General features: G+C 72.0%; 14 protein-coding genes. 6 read left to right on the top strand and 8 right to left on the bottom strand.

All coding sequences use genetic code 11. The annotated features are described in order from the left end of the window. Positions 1-41 precede the first annotated feature (41 nt). From JSQ78_RS01870 to JSQ78_RS01860, 3 genes are all read left to right on the top strand, one after another. Positions 42-1,409: an MFS transporter gene (locus JSQ78_RS01870; RefSeq protein ID WP_211448971.1), complete on the top strand. Its 1,368-nt coding sequence runs from the start codon at positions 42-44 to the stop codon at positions 1,407-1,409. Between the two features lie 103 nt (positions 1,410-1,512). Further along, complete coding sequence (locus JSQ78_RS01865) at positions 1,513-2,427, top strand: NAD(P)-dependent oxidoreductase (protein WP_211448969.1); 915 nt, start codon at positions 1,513-1,515, stop codon at positions 2,425-2,427. Next, positions 2,427-3,548, top strand: coding sequence for an alcohol dehydrogenase catalytic domain-containing protein (locus JSQ78_RS01860; protein ID WP_211450449.1), 1,122 nt, complete (start codon positions 2,427-2,429; stop codon positions 3,546-3,548). Before JSQ78_RS01865 ends, JSQ78_RS01860 begins: the two co-directional genes overlap by 1 nt. A 274-nt stretch (positions 3,549-3,822) precedes the next feature. On the opposite strand, the gene JSQ78_RS01855 is transcribed toward JSQ78_RS01860, so the two are convergent. Continuing rightward, positions 3,823-4,839 carry an alkaline phosphatase family protein gene (locus JSQ78_RS01855; protein WP_249295811.1) on the bottom strand — a complete coding sequence of 339 codons (1,017 nt, stop codon included), beginning with the start codon at positions 4,837-4,839 and terminating at the stop codon, positions 3,823-3,825. A 77-nt stretch (positions 4,840-4,916) separates the two neighbouring features. On the opposite strand from JSQ78_RS01855, the gene JSQ78_RS01850 reads away from it, so the two are divergent. Continuing rightward, positions 4,917-7,358 carry a DNA gyrase/topoisomerase IV subunit A gene (locus JSQ78_RS01850; protein WP_211448966.1) on the top strand — a complete coding sequence of 814 codons (2,442 nt, stop codon included), beginning with the start codon at positions 4,917-4,919 and terminating at the stop codon, positions 7,356-7,358. Between the two features lie 119 nt (positions 7,359-7,477). Here the strand turns inward: JSQ78_RS01850 and JSQ78_RS01845 are convergent, their stop codons facing one another. Continuing rightward, on the bottom strand, positions 7,478-9,559 hold the full coding sequence (locus JSQ78_RS01845) for a DNA gyrase/topoisomerase IV subunit B (protein WP_211448964.1): 2,082 nt from the start codon (positions 9,557-9,559) through the stop codon (positions 7,478-7,480). Between the two features lie 202 nt (positions 9,560-9,761). Between JSQ78_RS01845 and JSQ78_RS01840 the strand changes: the two genes are divergently transcribed. After that, positions 9,762-9,983, top strand: a complete 222-nt coding sequence (locus JSQ78_RS01840; protein WP_031224395.1) for a DUF7455 domain-containing protein — start codon at positions 9,762-9,764, stop codon at positions 9,981-9,983. A gap of 74 nt (positions 9,984-10,057) precedes the next feature. Here the strand turns inward: JSQ78_RS01840 and JSQ78_RS01835 are convergent, their stop codons facing one another. The 6 genes from JSQ78_RS01835 to JSQ78_RS01810 all read right to left on the bottom strand — a co-directional run bounded on the left by JSQ78_RS01835 (position 10,058) and on the right by JSQ78_RS01810 (position 16,365). After that, positions 10,058-10,834 carry an amino acid ABC transporter ATP-binding protein gene (locus JSQ78_RS01835; RefSeq protein WP_211448962.1) on the bottom strand — a complete coding sequence of 259 codons (777 nt, stop codon included), beginning with the start codon at positions 10,832-10,834 and terminating at the stop codon, positions 10,058-10,060. Next, a complete protein-coding gene (locus JSQ78_RS01830; protein ID WP_211448960.1) occupies positions 10,824-11,480 on the bottom strand; it encodes an amino acid ABC transporter permease in 657 nt (218 codons plus the stop codon). The genes JSQ78_RS01835 and JSQ78_RS01830 overlap by 11 nt, the downstream gene beginning before the upstream one ends. A gap of 74 nt (positions 11,481-11,554) precedes the next feature. Then, positions 11,555-12,379: a transporter substrate-binding domain-containing protein gene (locus JSQ78_RS01825; RefSeq protein ID WP_211448958.1), complete on the bottom strand. Its 825-nt coding sequence runs from the start codon at positions 12,377-12,379 to the stop codon at positions 11,555-11,557. Positions 12,380-12,491: 112 nt separating this feature from the next. Beyond that, positions 12,492-13,955 (bottom strand): RNA polymerase sigma factor, encoded by a 1,464-nt coding sequence (locus JSQ78_RS01820; RefSeq protein WP_211448956.1) that lies wholly within the window; start codon positions 13,953-13,955, stop codon positions 12,492-12,494. A 161-nt stretch (positions 13,956-14,116) separates the two neighbouring features. Further along, positions 14,117-15,448: an MFS transporter gene (locus JSQ78_RS01815; RefSeq protein WP_211448954.1), complete on the bottom strand. Its 1,332-nt coding sequence runs from the start codon at positions 15,446-15,448 to the stop codon at positions 14,117-14,119. Further along, positions 15,445-16,365, bottom strand: coding sequence for a PAC2 family protein (locus JSQ78_RS01810; RefSeq protein WP_211448952.1), 921 nt, complete (start codon positions 16,363-16,365; stop codon positions 15,445-15,447). Before JSQ78_RS01810 ends, JSQ78_RS01815 begins: the two co-directional genes overlap by 4 nt. Positions 16,366-16,410: 45 nt before the next feature. Here JSQ78_RS01810 and JSQ78_RS01805 point away from each other — a divergent pair, with 45 nt between their 5' ends. Next, positions 16,411-17,859 (top strand): leucyl aminopeptidase, encoded by a 1,449-nt coding sequence (locus JSQ78_RS01805; RefSeq protein ID WP_211448950.1) that lies wholly within the window; start codon positions 16,411-16,413, stop codon positions 17,857-17,859. Positions 17,860-17,898 lie beyond the last annotated feature (39 nt).

Below are 17,898 nucleotides of genomic sequence, written 5' to 3'. Positions count from 1 at the left end.
GTTCTCGGCGCACAGTCCCGTGCCCCTACAAGGAGGTAGGCATGAGCGCATCCGCGCATGGCACCGCTCGAGACAACGACCGCAAGGGCCTCGGCCGGGTCGTCACGGCCGCCATGGCCGGCACGGTCGTCGAGTGGTACGAGTTCTTCCTGTACGCGACAGCGTCGACGATCGTCTTCAACCTGATCATGTTCCCGCCGAGCGATGATCCGTACTTCCCGATCATCAGCGCGTTCCTGACCTACGCGGTCGGCTTCATCGCCCGCCCGCTGGGCGGCATCGTCTTCGGCCACTTCGGCGACAAGTACGGCCGCAAGAAGATGCTGCAGTTCGCGATCATCCTGGTCGGCGTCTCCACCTTCCTGATGGGCTGCCTGCCGACGTTCGACCAGATCGGCTACTTCGCCCCCGCCGCGCTCGTCATCCTGCGCTTCTTCCAGGGCTTCGCGGTCGGCGGCGAGTGGGGCGGCGGCGTGCTGCTCGTGGCCGAGCACTCCCCCAACAAGGAGCGCGGCTTCTGGGCGTCGTGGCCGCAGGCGGCGGTGCCCGCCGGCAACCTCATCGCCACCGTGGTGCTGCTCGTGCTGCAGTGGACGCTGTCGGACGAGGACTTCCTCGGCTGGGGCTGGCGCATCGCCTTCTGGCTCTCGGTCGTGATCGTCGCGGTCGGCTACTACATCCGCACTCGCGTGACGGACGCGCCCATCTACCAGCAGGTCCGCGATGAAGTCGCGGAGTCGAAGGCGCAGTCGTACGGCGTGCTCGAGGTGCTCAAGCGCTACCCGCGCGGCGTGCTGACGGCCATGGGCCTCCGCTTCGCGGAGAACGTGCTCTACTACCTCGTCGTCACGTTCTCGATCGTCTACCTGCGCACGTACCTCGAGTACGACGTCTCGCGCATCCTGGGCCTCATGGCGATCGCGCACATCGCGCACTTCATCTTCGTCCCGATCGTGGGCCGGTTCGTCGACACCGTGGGCCGCAAGCCGATGTACCTCATCGGCGTGCTGCTCGGCGCGACGTGGGGCTTCATCGCCTTCCCGATGTTCGAGTCGGGCAACGACATCGTCATCCTGGGCGGCATCATCCTCGGCCTGGCGTTCCACGCGCTCATGTACGCGGGGCAGCCGGCCATCATGGCCGAGCTCTTCCCGACCCGCATGCGCTACTCGGGCGTCTCGCTCGGCTACCAGGTGACGTCGATCGTCGCGGGCTCGCTCGCGCCGATCATCGCCACCGCGCTGCTCGGCGAGTTCGGCAGCTACATCCCGGTCGCGATCTACCTCGTGATCGCGTGCGCCGTCACGCTCGTGGCGGTCATCGCGCTCAAGGAGACGAAGGGCATCTCGCTCCACGACGTCGATGACATCGACCGCGAGCGACTGCTCGCCGAGAAGGGCAGCGCCTGATCCCCTGACGGGGTCCCCACGCGACGGGCGGCGAGAGCGATCTCGCCGCCCGTCGCCGTCGGGGCCGATAGCGTTGCGACAAGCACTAGGGAAGGAATCGACGATGACGTCAATCGCCTGGATCGGGCTCGGCAACATGGGCAGCCGGATGTCCGCCCTCCTCGTGACCGCGGGCCACGAGGTGCGGGGCTTCGACGTGGTGGATGCGCTGCGCCAGTCTGCGGCGGAGCACGGGATCGTGCCGATCGCCTCGGTCGCCGAGGCCGTCGAGGGCGCCGAGGTCGTCATCCTGAGCCTGCCGAAGGGCGAGCACTGCCGCGACGTGCTCGCGGGACCCCACGGGGTGTTCGAGCACGCCACGCCGGGCACGCTCATCCTCGACACCTCCACGGTCGACCTCGACACGTCGCGCTGGAGCCACGGCGAGGCCGGCTCTCGCGGCTTCCGCTTCGTCGACTCCCCCGTGTCGGGCGGCATCCAAGGTGCCGAGGCCGGGACGCTCACGTTCATGCTCGGCGGCGAGGAGGACGACGTCGCGCGAGCCCGGGAGGTCGTCATGCCGATGGCCGGCAACGTCCTCGCCGTCGGCGGGCCGACGCACGGCATCGCGGCGAAGCTCGTCAACAACATGATGCTCGGCGTCTCGCTCCTGGGGATCTCGGAGGGCTCGCAGCTCGCCGCCCAGCTCGGGCTCGACCCGAAGGCGTTCTTCGACGTCGCGCGCGTCTCCTCCGGCGACTCGTGGGCGCTCCGCACGTGGTACCCGGTGCCGGGCGTCGTGCCCGGTGCCGCCGTGAACAGCAACTTCGACGCATCCTTCTCGGCCATGCTGTGCCACAAGGACGTCTCGCTCGCCGTCGAGGGCGCCGAGGCGGCCGGCGTGAAGGTGCCGGCCGCGACGCTCATCCGCGACCAGCTGCAGCGGCTGCTCGACGACGGGCTCGGCGGCAAGGACTGCACGCTCGTCGTGCGTGAGGCGAGCCCCGACGGCACCGTCGCGGGTTGGGACGGCCGCTGATGCGCGTGCGCGGCGCGGTGCTGCGCGCGATCGGGGCCGAGCGGCCGTTCGCGCAGTCGCGGCCGCTCGAGCTGACCGAGCTCGAGCTCGACGCGCCTCGCGAGGGCGAGCTGCTCATCCGCATCGAGGCGGCGGGCCTGTGCCACAGCGACCTCTCGGTCGTCGACGGCGCACGCCCCCGGCCCGTGCCGATGCTGCTCGGCCACGAGGCGGCGGGCATCGTCGAGGCGGTCGGCGAGGGCGTCACCGACCTCGCGGTCGGCGACCGCGTCGTCACGACGTTCCTCCCGCGCTGCGGCGAGTGCGCGGCGTGCGCGACCGACGGCCGACTGCCGTGCGAACGGGGCTCGGCCGCGAACGGCGCGGGAGAGCTGCTCGGCGGCGGGCGGCGCCTGCACGAGGCGGCGCTCGACGGCCGCAGCGGCGAGGTGCACCACCACTTGGGCGTCTCCGCGTTCGCGACGCACGCCGTCGTCGATCGCCGCTCGATCGTGCCGGTCGGCGCCGACGTGCCCCCGCAGGTCGCGGCCGTGCTCGGCTGCGCGATGCTCACGGGCGGCGGCGCGGTCATCAACGCGGGCCAGCCGCGCGAGGGCGACGACATCGTGATCGTGGGGCTCGGCGGCGTCGGCATGGCGGCGCTGCTCGCCGCGCGCTCGCTCGGGCTCGGCAGGGTCATCGGGGTGGACGCGGTGCCGGCGAAGCTCGATCGCGCGCGCGAGCTCGGCGCCGACGTCGCGCTCTCCCCCGACGACGCGCTCGAGCAGGGGCTCCGCGCGCCGGTGGTGATCGAGGCGGCCGGGCACCCGAAGGCGTTCGAGACGGCCTTCGCCCTCACCGCGCCGGGCGGCACGACCGTGACGGTCGGCCTCCCGCATCCGGACGCCCGCTCATCGCTCTCGCCGCTCGCGTTCACGGCCGAGGCGCGCACCGTGATCGGCTCCTACCTCGGCTCCGCGGTGCCGTCGCGCGACATCCCGCGCTACGAGCAGCTGTGGCGCGAGGGGCGACTGCCGGTCGAGGAGCTCGTCACGAGCGAGATCGCGCTCGACGACCTCAACCAAGCGCTCGACACGCTCGCCGACGGCCGCGCGATCCGACAGGTCGTGCGATTCAGCTGACCGCGACCGGGGCGCTCGCGCCCGAGCGGGGCGGGCGCGAGCGCCCCGCTCGGGCGGTGCAGCCCCGGTCGCCGCGCGACGTCAGCGCCGACGGCCCTTGCGGCTCTTCTCGTCGTCGCCGCTCGTGAACTTCTTGACGATCATGCCGACGACGGCAGTCGCGATGGTCGTGATGAGCCACCTGCGCATGGTGCGGTCCCTTCCCTCGGTGTCCGGCCGTGCCGGCGGACGCCCATCCTGACCGGCGTCGCTGGACGCGCGGTGGACGCCTCGCTCAGGCGAAGGCGCCGAACCGGCGCAGCGGCACACGCAGCTCGTCCTGCGTGAGCGAGCCGTGCTGGCCGACCATGCCGCGCCCGGGATCGACCTCGTCGACGTAGATCGCGAACCGCTTCCGCGCCGCGACGAACACGTGACCGAGGCGCGGCTCGACCGCAGGGTCCACCTCGCCGAGCCAGCCGGCGGCGGCCACCTCGGCGCGGGTCGCGACCCACGCCGCATCGCCGAGCCATGCCCGCCAGGCCTCGGCTACCGCATCCGCGTCGCCCTCGACCTGCAGCTGCAGCTGCAGGCAGCGCGGCTCCCCCGCGACGTGCGCGATGGATTCGAGCAGCTCTCGCGGCACGATCAGGTGCCCGGTCGGGTCGACGTCGACCATGCCGTGATCGGCGGTGACGACGAGGCCGACGTCGCGCGGCAGCGCCCCGGCGAGCTCGGCGACGCCACCGTCGAGCCGCTCGAGCTCGTCGGTCCACTCGGGCGACTGCCAACCGCGTTCGTGGCCGGCGCGGTCGAGCTCTGGCACGTAGAGGTAGACGAGCGCCCGCTCGCGCGCAGCCTCGCGAGCGAGCGCGAAGCGGTCATCCACCGAGGACCCGCCGCGGTAGTCGGCGCCCCGCAGCACGGCCTTCGTGAACCCGCTCGCGGCATGCTTCGGCTCGCCGATCGCGATCGCCGGCACCCGCTCGAAGAGCGTCGGGCTGCGCTGCCACGCGGCCGGGTCCATCGGGCCTCCCCAGTCGCGGAGCTGGTTGCGCACGCCCGCGCCCGGCACGAACGCGTCGTAGCCGACGATGCCGTGCGCGCCGGCGAGCTCACCGGTCGCGAGCGAGGCGAGCGCGGTCGCCGTCGTCGACGGGAAGCCCGCGTCGATCGAGCCGCCCGGCGCCCCGGCGAGCGTGCGCGCGTGGCCCGCGCGCTGCCCGAGCTGCGCGGCACCGAGCCCGTCGACGAGCAGCACGATCGCCCCGGCGACGCTCGGCAGCCCGAGCGCGTTCGGCTCGCCCCGCATCGCTTGCGACGAGCTCTCGAGAACGTCGGCAAGGCTCCGTGACCCGGGCGCCCTCGTCGGTAGCATTCCTTCAGCCTATGACTGCCACCCCTCCCCCCGACCCCTCCGCCGCGATCGCCGAGCGGATCGACGACGTCGACGTCGCGAGCGAGATGCAGGACTCGTTCCTCGAGTACGCCTACTCCGTCATCTACGCCCGTGCCCTCCCCGACGCGCGCGACGGCCTCAAGCCCGTGCAGCGACGCATCCTCTTCCAGATGTCGGAGATGGGGCTTCGACCCGAGAAGGGCCACGTCAAGAGCGCGCGCGTCGTCGGCGACGTCATGGGCAAGCTGCACCCGCACGGCGACACCGCGATCTACGACGCGCTCGTGCGCCTCTCGCAGCCCTTCAGCCTGCGGCTGCCACTCATCGACGGGCACGGCAACTTCGGCTCGCTCGACGACGGGCCCGCCGCGCCCCGCTACACCGAGGCGAGGCTCGCCGCGGCCGGCCTCTCGCTCACCGAGGGCCTCGACGAGGACGTCGTCGACTTCGTCCCCAACTACGACAACTCGTACCAGCAGCCCGACGTGCTGCCGGCCTCCTACCCCAACCTGCTCGTCAACGGCGCGAGCGGCATCGCCGTCGGCATGGCGACGAACATGGCCCCGCACAACCTCGTCGAGGTCGTGCAGGCCGCCAAGCACCTGCTCGCCCACCCGGATGCAACCGTCGCCGACCTCATGCGGCACGTGCCCGGCCCCGACCTCCCCGGCGGGGGCGTCATCGTCGGCCTCGACGGCGTGCGGGATGCGTACGAGGGCGGCCGCGGGTCGTTCAAGACCCGCGCGCGGGCGTCGATCGAGCGCCACGGCCGCAAGACGCAGATCGTCATCACCGAGCTGCCCTACCTCGTCGGCCCCGAGCGGGTGATCGAGAAGATCAAGGACGGCGTGCAGTCGAAGAAGCTGCAGGGCCTCACCGAGGTGCAGGACCTCACCGACCGCAAGCACGGGCTGCGGCTCGTCATCAGCATCAAGACCGGCTTCGACCCCGAGGCGGTGCTGCAGCAGCTCTACCGCTACACGCCGCTCGAGGACGGCTTCTCGATCAACAACGTCGCGCTCGTGGGCGGCAAGCCCGAGACGCTCGGCCTCAAGCAGCTGCTGCGCGTCTACCTCGACCACCGCGTCGGCGTCGTGCGCCGCCGCAGCGAGTTCCGGCTGCGCAAGAAGCGCGAGCGGCTGCACCTCGTCGAGGGCCTCCTCATCGCGATCCTCGACATCGACGAGGTCATCCAGGTCATCCGCACGTCGGACGACTCGGAGCAGGCGCGCTCGCGGCTGCAGAGCGTCTTCGACCTCTCCGAGCCGCAAGCGGAGTACATCCTCGAGCTGCGGCTGCGGCGGCTGACGAAGTTCAGCCGCATCGAGCTCGAGGCCGAGCAGCGCGAGCTGCTCGCGCAGATCGCCGAGCTCGAGCGCATCCTCGGCTCCGAGGCCGCGCTGCACGAGGTCGTCGCCGGCGAGCTCGACGAGGTCGCCGAGCGCTTCGGCACGCCGCGCCGCACGGCCCTCACCGAGGGCAACGGGCAGGCGACGACGGGCCGCGCGAGCGCGAAGACGGCCGTGAGCCTCGAGATCGCGGATGCGCCCACGCGCGTCGTGATGTCGGCGACCGGCAGGCTCGTGCGCGTGGACGGCGACGAGCCGATCCCGGTGCCCGCGCGGCGCTCGCGCCACGACGCGATCCGCTCGACGATCGCGACGACGACGCGCGGCGCGTTCGGCCTCGTCACGTCGACGGGAGCCGTGCTGCGCCTCACGCCCGCCGACCTGCCCTCCGTGCCGCCCGCATCCGTCGGCCTCACCGCGGGCGTCAAGGTGCGGGACCTCGGCGCCTTCGAGCGCGGCGAGGAGGCGGTCGCGCTCATCGACCTCGGCTCGAGCGAGCCGTGGCTCGTCGCGACCGCGCAGGGCATCGTCAAGCGCGTGAAGCCCGCCGAGCTGCGCGACCGCGACCGCGAGAGCGTCATCGCGCTCAAGGCCGGCGACCGGGTCGTGGGCGTCGCGCCCGCGCCCGACGAGTCGTGGGTCGTGCTCGTCACGAGCGACGCGCAGCTGCTGCGCTTCGCCGCCGCGGCGATCAACCCGCAGGGCCCGGGCGCGGGCGGCATGAAGGGCATCGGGCTCAAGGCGGATGCGTCGGTGCGGTTCGCGGGCGCGGTCGCCGAGGGCGCCGAGGTCGTCACCGTCACCGAGGCGGCCGAGACGCTCGCGGGGCTCGACGAGCCGCGCGTCAAGGTCTCGAGCCTCGAGGAGTTTCCCGCGAAGGGGCGCGGCACGGGCGGCGTGCAGGCGCACCGGCTGCTGAAGGGCGAGGTCGGGCTCGCGCTCGCATGGGCCGGCCCCTCGCCGCTCGCGGTCGGGGCCGACGGCTCGCAGCGCCAGCTGCCGCCCGGCGGCGCGCCGCGCGCGGGCTCGGGCGTCGCGATCGACGGAGCGATCGGCGCGATCGGCGCTCGCCTGGGCGCCTGACCCCTACCCCGGCTCCCACCCGATCGGCTCGATCGAGCGAACTTCCCCGAACCGTCGGAATCGGCGTCCGAACCCGGCGGTTCGAGGAAGTTCGACGGCTCCGCCTCGGGAAGCGGCGCTCAGGCGTCGATGCGCTCCCGGTCGACCTGCGAGCTCTGGATGAGCTCGCGGCGCGGGGCGACGTCGTTGCCCATGAGCAGCTCGAAGATCTCGCTCGCCCGCTCGGCGTCGCTGATCGTCACGCGCCGCAGGGTGCGGCGCGAGCGATCCATCGTCGTCTCGGCGAGCTGGTCGGCGTCCATCTCGCCGAGGCCCTTGTAGCGCTGCGGCGGCTCGACCCAGCTCTTGCCGCTCTTCTTGAGCTTCGCGAGCAGCCGGTGCAGCTCGGCGTCGGAGTAGGTGTAGACCGCCTCGTCGGGCTTGCCGCGGTGCTTGACCATCACGCGGTGCAGCGGCGGCACGGCCGCGAACACGCGGCCCTCGTCGATGAGCGGCCGCATGTAGCGGTGGATGAGCGTCAAGAGCAGCGTGCGGATGTGGGCGCCATCGACATCGGCGTCCGAGAGCATGATGATCTTGCCGTAGCGGGCGGCGGAGATGTCGAACGAGCGGCCGGAGCCCGCGCCGATCGACTGGATGATCGCCGCGCACTCGGCGTTCCCGAGCATGTCGCCGATCGATGCCTTCTGCACGTTGAGGATCTTGCCGCGGATGGGCAGGATCGCCTGGAACTCGCTGTCGCGCGCGGGCTTCGCCGTGCCGAGCGCGCTGTCGCCCTCGACGATGAAGAGCTCGGTCTGCGCGACGTCGTTCGAGCGGCAGTCGACGAGCTTCACCGGGAGCGACGACGACTCGAGCGCGCTCTTGCGCCGCGCGGTCTCCTTGAGCGAGCGGGCCGAGAGGCGCGCCTTCATCTCGCTCACGACCTTCTCGAGCAGCTGCCCCGCTTGCGCCTTCTCGTCGCGCTTCGACGAGGTGAGGATGCCGCCGAGCTCGCGCGCGACGACCTGCGCGACGATCTGCCGCACGGCGGGCGTGCCGAGCACCTCCTTCGTCTGGCCCTCGAACTGCGGCTCGGGCAGCCGCACGGTGACGACGGCCGTGAGTCCGGCGAGCACGTCGTCCTTCTCGACCTTGTCGTTGCCGGCCTTGAGCTTGCGGGCGTTCGCGGCGACCTGGTCGCGCAGCAGCTTGAGCAGCGACTGCTCGAAGCCCGCGAGGTGCGAGCCGCCCTTCGGCGTCGCGATGATGTTGACGAAGGTCTGCACGACGGTGTCGTAGCCCGTGCCCCAGCGCAGCGCGATGTCGACCTCGCACACGCGGTCGACCTCGCGCGTGACCATGTGGCCCGTCGCCTCGTCGAGCACCGGGATGGTCTCCTGGAACGCGCCCTCGCCCGTCAGCCGCCACGTCGCGGTGAGCGCCGGGTCGGGCGCGAGGTACTCGGCGAACTCGCTGATGCCGCCGTCGTACTTGAAGTCGTGCACGACGCGCTCGTCGCCGCGCTCGTCGATGATCTGGATCGCGAGTCCCGGCACGAGGAACGCCGTCTGCCGCGCGCGGCGCGCGAGCTCGTCGGCGAGGAAGTCGGCGCCCTTCGTGAACACCTGCGGGTCGGCCCAGTAGCGCACACGGGTGCCCGTGACGCCCTTCGCGACCTTGCCCACCTTCCGCAGCCTCGACGCATCCACGAACGGCAGGAACGTCGAGTGCGGCGACGGCTCTCCCTCGTCGAGGAACTCCCCGGGCTCGCCGCGGTGGAACGACATCGCCCACGTCGCGCCGTCGCGGTCGACCTCGACGTCGAGCCGCTCCGAGAGGGCGTTGACGACGGATGCGCCGACACCGTGGAGGCCGCCGGAGGACTTGTAGGCGCCGCCGCCGAACTTGCCGCCCGCGTGCAGCTTCGTGAAGATGACCTCGACGCCCGTGAGGCCCGTGCGGGGCTCGACGTCGATCGGCAGGCCACGCGCGCGGTCGCGCACCTCGACGGAGCCGTCGGCGTGCAGCACGACCGCGATCTCGTCGCCGTGGCCGCCGAGCGCCTCGTCGACGGAGTTGTCGATGATCTCCCACAAGCAGTGCATGAGGCCGCGGGAGTCGGTCGAGCCGATGTACATGCCGGGGCGCTTGCGCACCGCCTCGAGCCCTTCGAGCACCGTGAGGTGCCGAGCCGAGTAGTCCGATGCCGCAGTCGCCAACCGATCCCCCTTCGCGTGACACGCCCGGGGTCTGCAGTCGTCGGGCGGTCGACGCTCCAGCCTACGGCCGCCGATCGCCGCCCGACGGCAGGTGGCGCGGCTCGTCGCGGCGTTGCGCCGCTGGCGAACCGCGCCCCGCGTGATGCGGCATTGCCAGGATGGCGTGCCACGATGGACACCAGACGTGATGAAGGAGGGCACCGTGAACGACACCCAGACCGCGACGCTCGAGACCGACGAGGCGAACGCGCCGCTCAGCGCGCTCGACCGCTGCGACAGCTGCGGCGCCCAGGCATACGTCCGCGCGACGATGGAGAGCGGCACGCTGCTCTTCTGCGCGCACCACGCGGCCAAGCACCGCGAGGCGCTGCAGCCGCTCGCCACCGTGTGGCACGACGAGACCGCGAAGCTCGCAGAGGTCTAGGCCCCGGCGACTTTGAGCGCGGCCCGTCCCCGATCGGGGCGGGCCGCTTCGCTGTCCCGGTGGAGGGCGCTCGATCAGGCGAAGGGGCCCTGCAGCCGCTGCAGGAAGCGCTTCGTGCGCTCGTGCCGCGGATCGCCGAAGACCCGCTCGGGCGCGCCGCGCTCGACGACGGCGCCCTCGTCGAAGAACGACACCTCGTCGGCGACCTCGCGCGCGAATCCGAGCTCGTGCGTCACGACGGCCATCGTCCAGCCCTCGCCGGCGAGCTCGGTCATCACGGCGAGCACCTCGCCGACGAGCTCGGGGTCGAGCGACGACGTCGGCTCGTCGAACAGCAGCATCGACGGCTGCAGCGCGAGCGCGCGCACGATGCCGACCCGCTGCTGCTGGCCGCCCGAGAGCGACGAGGGGTAGGCGTCGGCCTTCTCCCGCAGGCCGACGCGCTCGAGGAGCGCGAGCGCATCCGCCGTCGCCTCCTCCCTCCCCCGCCCCTGCACCCGGATCGGGCCGACCGTGACGTTGCCGAGCACGGTGAGGTGCGGGAAGAGGTGGTGCTGCTGGAAGACCATGGCGGATGCGCGGTGCAGCGCCGCGCGCTCGCGTCGCCCGAGCGGGCGGGTGAAGTCGAGCTCGAGGTCTGCGATGCGCAGCGAGCCTCGATCGGGCGACTCGAGGCCGTTGAGCGAGCGCAGCACGGTCGTCTTGCCGGATCCGGACGGCCCGATGAGCGCGTGCACGGTGCCGGGAGCGATGTCGAGGTCGACGCCGCGCAGCACGTGGTTGTCGCCGAACGACTTGTGGAGGCCCCGTGCGGAGAGGAGGGGTGCGGAGGCGAGCGGTTCAGACGGCATAGCGATCCAGCTTCCGCTCGAGGCGGTCCTGGCCGCCGGCGAGCACGAGGCAGATGACCCAGTAGACCGCCGCGGCGACGAGGTAGATGGTGAGGAACTCGCCGCTCGGCGCCGCGATGCGCTGCGCGACGCGGAAGAGCTCGGTGACGAGGATGACCGACGCGAGCGACGTGTCCTTCACGAGCGAGATGAACGTGTTCGACAGCGGCGGCACCGAGACGCGCGCCGCTTGCGGCAGCACGATCCGGCCGAGCGCCTGGCCGCGCGACATGCCGATCATCGCCGCCGCCTCCCACTGGCCGCGCGGGATCGAGAGGATCGCCGCGCGGATGATCTCGGCCGCGTAGCCGCCCACGTTGAGCGAGAGCGCGATGATGGCGCTCGGCCACGGGTCGAGCGTGATGCCGATCTGCGGCATGCCGTAGAAGATCACGAACAGCTGCACGAGCATGGGCGTGCCGCGGATGATCGAGATGTAGGCGCGAGCGAGGCCCGAGAGCCACGCGATGCCGGAGATGCGCGCGAGCGCCATGCCGATCGCGATCACGAGGCCGAGCGAGAACGACGCGAGCGTGAGCGGGATCGTGCCGGTGATCGCGCCGAGCGCGATGGGCCCGATCGAGTCGAGCACGAGCTGCCAGTCCACGCGCGGAGCCTACGTCGCCGACCTGCGAGGACGCGGGCCCGGCATGTGCCGGGGCCGTGTCGTGACGGCCGGGGTCACGGCTGTGAGACGTCCTCGCCGAAGTAGTCCTCGGAGATCTCGGCGAGCGTGCCGTCGGCGGCGAGCGCGGCGAGCGCCTCGTCGATCGCGGCGAGCAGCGACTCGCTCCCCTGCCGCATCGCGACGGCGCTCTCGCTCACCTCGTCGGTCTCGGCGACGGCCTCGAGGCCCGTCTCGCCGCCCTGCGCCTGCTCGTAGTCGAGGAACGTGAGGGAGTCGTTGATCGTCGCGTCGACGCGGCCCGAGCGCAGCAGCTCGGCGGCCTGCGCGAAGCCCTCGACCTCCTCGACCTCGGCGCCCGCGCCGCGCGCGACCTCGGCCCAGTTGCTCGTGAGCGACTGCGCGCTCACGCGGCCCGCGAGGTCGTCGAGCGAGGCGATGTCGCTGCCCTCGGGCACGACGAGCACGCCGTTCGAGTAGGTGTACGGCTCGCTGAAGAGGTAGCGCTCCTGGCGCTCCGGCGTGATCGAGACCTGGTTCGCGATGACGTCGATGCGGCCCGCGTCGAGGGCGGCGAAGATCGCGTCCCACTGCGTCTCGACGAACTCGACCTCGACGCCGAGCTGCTCGCCGACCGCGGTGATGACCTCGACGTCGTAGCCGGTGAGCTCTCCCGACCCGCCCTCGTGGAACGAGAACGGGGAGTAGGTGCCCTCGGTGCCGACGAAGAGCACGCCCGCCTCCTGCACCTGCTCGAGCGTCACGCCCGTCGACTCGGCCTCCCCGCTCGCGCCGGGCTCCGCGCTGCTCGAGCAGCCGACGAGGGCGACGGATGCGGCGGCGACGGCTGCGAGACCGGCGAGGGTGGAACGACGGGGCATGACTTCTCCTTCTCGGGGACAGAACTCCATCTTAGAACCAGCCGAGCGCATCCGATCGCATGGAAGAACGCGAAGGCCGCCCCTCGCGGGGCGGCCCTCGATCACGCGTCGATCACTCGAGGTAGTCGCGCAGCTGCTGCGAGCGCGACGGGTGCCGTAGCTTCGCCATCGTCTTCGACTCGATCTGACGGATGCGCTCGCGCGTCACGCCGAAGGTGTCGCCGATCTGGTCGAGCGTCTTCGGCATGCCGTCGCCGAGGCCGAAGCGCATGCGGATGACGCCCGCCTCGCGCTCCGAGAGCGAGTCGAGCAGCGACTCGAGCTGGCGCTGCAGCATCGTGAAGCCCACCGCGTCGGCCGGCACGACCGCCTCGGTGTCCTCGATGAGGTCGCCGAACTCGCTGTCGCCGTCCTCGCCGAGGGGCGTGTGCAGCGAGATGGGCTCGCGGCCGTACTTCTGCACCTCGATGACCTTCTCGGGGGTCATGTCGAGCTCGCGAGCGAGCTCCTCGGGGCTCGGCTCACGACCGAGGTCCTGCAGCATCTGCCGCTGCACGCGGGCGAGCTTGTTGATGACCTCGACCATGTGCACGGGGATGCGGATCGTGCGGGCCTGGTCGGCCATCGCGCGGGTGATCGCCTGGCGGATCCACCACGTCGCGTAGGTCGAGAACTTGAAGCCCTTCGTGTAGTCGAACTTCTCGACCGCACGGATGAGGCCTAGGTTGCCCTCCTGGATGAGGTCGAGGAACTGCATCCCTCGGCCCGTGTAGCGCTTCGCGAGCGAGACCACGAGGCGCAGGTTCGCGCCCAGCAGGTGGCTCTTCGCGCGCTGCCCGTCGCGCGCGATGCGCGTGAGGTCGCGCTTGAGCTGCCAGTCGAGGTCGTCGCCCTCGAGCGAGAGCTTCTCCTCGGCGAACAGGCCCGCCTCGATGCGCATCGCGAGGTCGACCTCCTGCTCGGCGTTGAGCAGCGCGACCTTGCCGATCTGCTTGAGGTAGTCCTTGACCGGGTCGGCCGTCGCGCCGGTGATCTGCGTGGCGGCGGGCTCGTCGTCGTCACCCGAGAGGCGCAGGGCGCCGGTCGGGAGCTTCTCGACGTGGACCTCCTCCTCGTCCTCCTCGGGTGCTGCCTCGGTCGCCTCCTCGGCCATCACCTCGGCGACCGGGTCGACCGCCTTGCGGCGACCGCCGCGCGCGGGCTTCGCCGGGCCGGTCGAGGAGTCGGCGGCCTTCTTCGCAGCGGCCGTCTTGGCGGCGCTCGTCTTCGCGGCCGTCGTCTTGGCAGCCGTCGTCTTGGCAGCGGCGGTCTTGGCCGGCGCCTTCGCGGCAGCGGTCTTCGCAGCGGTCGTCTTGGCGGCCGTCGTCTTCGCGGCGGGCGCCTTCGCCGCCGTCGTCTTCGCGGCCGTCGACTTCGCGGCCGTCGACTTCGCGGCCGTCGTCTTCGGCGTCGTCGTCTTCGCGGCGGCGGCCTTGGCGGGGGCAGCCTTCGGCGCGGCGGTCGTGGCGCTCTGCTCAGCGTCGACAGCCGCCTTCGTCGTTCGGCTTCGCGGGCTCGTGGTCTTGTCAGCTGGCATGCGTCCTCCGGTCGGTCAAGCGTCCAGACTCGGTCCAGTCGCGCTGAGGGCAGTCGAATGACCCATGTCAAGTCCGGGCGCGGGCACGATCTCGACTGGGTCGGTCTTGACAGTATAGCGCCGGATGTGGCATGGGCATTCCCAGGTCGTCGATCGAGTGCTCAATCGGGGCGTCGGCGCATGCGCCTGGCGATGGCCGCCCACAGCGGACCCACCTCGATCCCCTCCTCCTCGCGCAGGCGCGAGCGAGTGATGCGACGCATCCGCACGACCATGAGGAAGCCGAGCGCGAGCAGCACGAACTGGAACGAGAGGGCGACGCGGAAGCCCTCCCAGTCGTAGAGGCCGACGGCCTCGCCGCCCGCGACGCGCGCCGAGTGGACGAGGTCGAGGATGATGCCGACCGCCGGCATGGCCGCGAAGGTCGCGATGAAGCCGCCGACGTTGACGATGCCGTTCGCCGAGCCGAGCACCCGCAGCGGGTTCGACGTGCGGGCGAAGTCGAAGCCGACCGTCGAGCCGGGGCCGGCCGCACCGAGCACGACGAGCAGCAGCACGACGAGCCAGGTCGGCGGTTGCGTCGGCCACGCGAGCACAGCCGCCCAGGCTGCGACGACGAGGGCGACGAGGGCGAGCACGAGCGTCGAGCGCCGCAGCGGGAAGCGCGCGGTCGTGATGCCGACGATCGGGCCGACGACCATGCCGGTCACGACGACGATGCTCATGAGGCCGGCGGCCTGGGCCTGCGAGTAGTCGAGCCCCTCGACGAGCATCGGGAAGCCCCACAGGAGCAGGAAGAGGTTGGTGGAGCCCAGGAGCGAGAAGTGCGTCCAGAAGCCGAGCCGCGTGCCGGGCGTGCGGAAGGCGCTGCGGAGCCGCGGCAGCCATCCTTCGGGCACGTCGATCGAGCCGGTCGGCGGGGCACCGCCCGGGGGCGCGTCGAAGACGATGAGGAGGACGAGCACGAAGGCGACGGCGCCGACGGCCGCGAGCGTGCCGAACGAGAGGGTCCAGCCGGCCGCCGAGAGCAGCCAGACGAACGGCACGGCGGAGAGCAGCTGCCCGACCTGGCCGCTGATGGCGGTGTACTGCGACATCTGCGCGAGGATCGGCCCCCGGAACCAGCCCGACTGCAGGCGGATGACCGAGATGAACGTCGCGGCGTCGCCGATGCCGACGAGCACGCGGCCGAGGATCGCGAGCGGCATGTCCTCAGCGATCGCGACGAGCAGCTGACCGCCGGCCATGACCGCCGCGCCGGAGGCGATGAGCACGCGCGGGCCGAGCCGGTCGAGCAGCACGCCGACCGGGATCTGCATCGCCGCGTAGACGCCCACCTGCACGGCGCCGAGCGTCGAGAGCTCCGTCGCGGCGACCTCGAATCGCTCGGAGGCCGCGGGACCGGCGACGCCGAGCGACGAGCGGTGCAGCACCGCCGCGATGTACGCCAGCGCCGCCACGCCCCAGACCAGCCAGGAGCGCGCGCTGTTCATCCGAAGGGATCCGAGCCCGGCTTCCGCCGCTCCTGCAGGTAGCGCTCGAGCTCCTCCGCGATCTCGTCGGCGCTCGGCAGCGAGCCGTCCTCGTCGGTGAGCGGCGACTTCACCGACGACTGCGCCATGAACGCGTCGTAGCGGGCCTCGAGGGTGCGCACGACGCGCTGCAGCTCCTCGTTCGTCTCCATCTGCTGCGCGACGAGCTGCTGGAACTCGCGATCGGCCTGGCGCAGCTCCTCGGTGCGGAACGCGAGCGAGGTCGCGCTCGTCACGCCCTCGAGCGCCGCGAGCGCGGGTCCCGCCGAGCCCGACTCGCCGACGTAGTGCGGCACGAGCACGGTGAAGGACGCGACGGGCGAGGTCGGGTGCAGGCGGTGCTCGATGCGGTGGATGACGGAGGCCGGCACCGAGGAGACCGGCCGCCAGGCCGAGTACTGCTCGATGAGCTCTGCGCGGTTGCCGGAGACGGTCGAGACGAGCGGCCGCGTGTGCGGCACCGGCATGCCGATCGAGCTGATGATCGTCGTCGAGGCGATCTCGAGCTCCTCGTGCAGCTCGAGCAGCGCATCCGTGAACCGCTCCCACATCCAGTCGGGCTCGGGCCCGGTGAGCAGCAGGAAGGGCGCGCCCGCGTCGTCCTCGACCTGCAGCAGCGTGAGCGAGTGCGGCAGGTACTCCTCGACGTGGTCCTCGTTGAAGAGCATGCGCGGCCGGCGCGAGCGGTGGTCGATGAGCACGTCGGTGTCGAACGCGACGACCGGGCGGTGCGGGAGCGTGTCGAGGATCGCGGCGGCGGCGGCCTCGGCCGCGGCGCCCGCGTCGACGAAGCCGTGGATCGCGATCACGAGGTCGAGGCCGCGCGGGACCGTCTCGAGGTCCTCGAGGTGCAGGGTCAGCGCGCGCGGATCGAACACCCTCCCAGCCTAGTGACCGTCGAGCCGCAGGTATCCTCGTGACCCATGCCCATCCCCGCACTCTCCATCATCGCCCGCCCCGAGGACGCTACCGCCGAGCTCATCGTGCACGGCGTGCACCCCGGGGAGGAGCCCACCGCCGAGGGCTTCGACCCGGAGCTCCTCCGCGGCATCGGCGCCACGGGCGAGCGCGAGCAGGTCGTGCGAGCGGTCGTCGACGGCCGCCGGGTCGCGTTCGTCGGGCTCGGCGACGACACCGGGTCGGTGCGCCTGCGGCAGATCGCCGGCGCCGCGGTGCGTGCGCTGCGCGACGTGCCGACGCTCGCGCTCGCGCTGCCGGTGCGGACGACCGACGACGTGCTCGCGGTGCTCGAGGGCGCGGCGCTCGGCGCCTACCGCTTCGACGGGCTCAAGCGCGAGCCCAAGCCCGGCGTCGTCGAGATCGCGGCCGTCGCCGGCGAGGCGGAGGTGACCGAGACCGTCGTCGCGATGGCGAAGGCCGCCTCGACCGCCGTCTGGCTCACGCGCGACCTCGCGAACACGCCGCCGAACCTGCTGAGCCCCGTCCACTTCGCCGACCGCGTCGCCGCCGAGGCGCAGCAGGCCGGCCTGAGCGTCGTCGTGCGCGACGAGGAGCGCCTCCGTCGCGAGGGCTTCGGCGGCATCGTCGGCGTTGGCCAGGGCTCGAGCCGCCCGCCGCGGCTCGTCACGGTCGAGCACGCGCCCGACAACGCGACGCGCCACGTCGTGCTCGTCGGCAAGGGCATCACGTTCGACTCGGGCGGCCTCTCGCTCAAGCCCGCCGGCTCGATGCAGCACATGAAGTACGACATGACGGGCGCCGCGACCGTGTACGCGGTGACCGCCGCCGCCGCCGCGCTGCAGCTGCCGATCCGCGTCACCGCGCACCTCGCGCTCGCCGAGAACATGGTCTCGTCGACGTCGACCCGGCCAGACGACGTCATCGTCATCCGCGGCGGCACGAGCGTCGAGGTCACGAACACCGACGCCGAGGGCCGGCTCGTGATGGCCGACGCGCTCGTGCTCGCCTCCGAGGCGCAGCCCGATGCGATCATCGACGTCGCGACCCTCACCGGCGCGCAGCAGGTCGCGCTCGGCGACCGCGTGAGCGGCGTGATGGGCAACGACGAGGCGTTCGTCGACGCCTTCGTGCGCGCCTCGCGCGAGGTGGGCGAGCTCGTCTGGCCCATGCCGATCCCCGAGGAGATGCGCTCGATGCTCGACTCGGAGGTCGCCGATCTCCAGAACGCCAAGGTCGGCAACCGCTCGGGCGGCATGCTCCTCGCGGCCGCCTTCCTGGGCGAGTTCGTGGGCGAGCGCGACGGCTCCCCGATCCCGTGGGCGCACATCGACATCGCCGGTCCCTCGATGAACACCGGCAAGCCCTTCGGCCACACGCCCTCGGGCGCGACGGGCGTCGTCGTGCGCGGCGTGCTGCGCATGATCTCGAAGATGTCGCGCTCGGCGGAGTGACACCGGCTCACCGGTTGACACCGGCCGGTCAGGGCTGAG

It is taken from the genome of Agrococcus sp. Marseille-Q4369, assembly GCF_018308945.1.
GTDB lineage: Bacteria > Actinomycetota > Actinomycetes > Actinomycetales > Microbacteriaceae > Agrococcus.
This window is presented reverse-complemented; position numbering and strand designations above follow the sequence as displayed.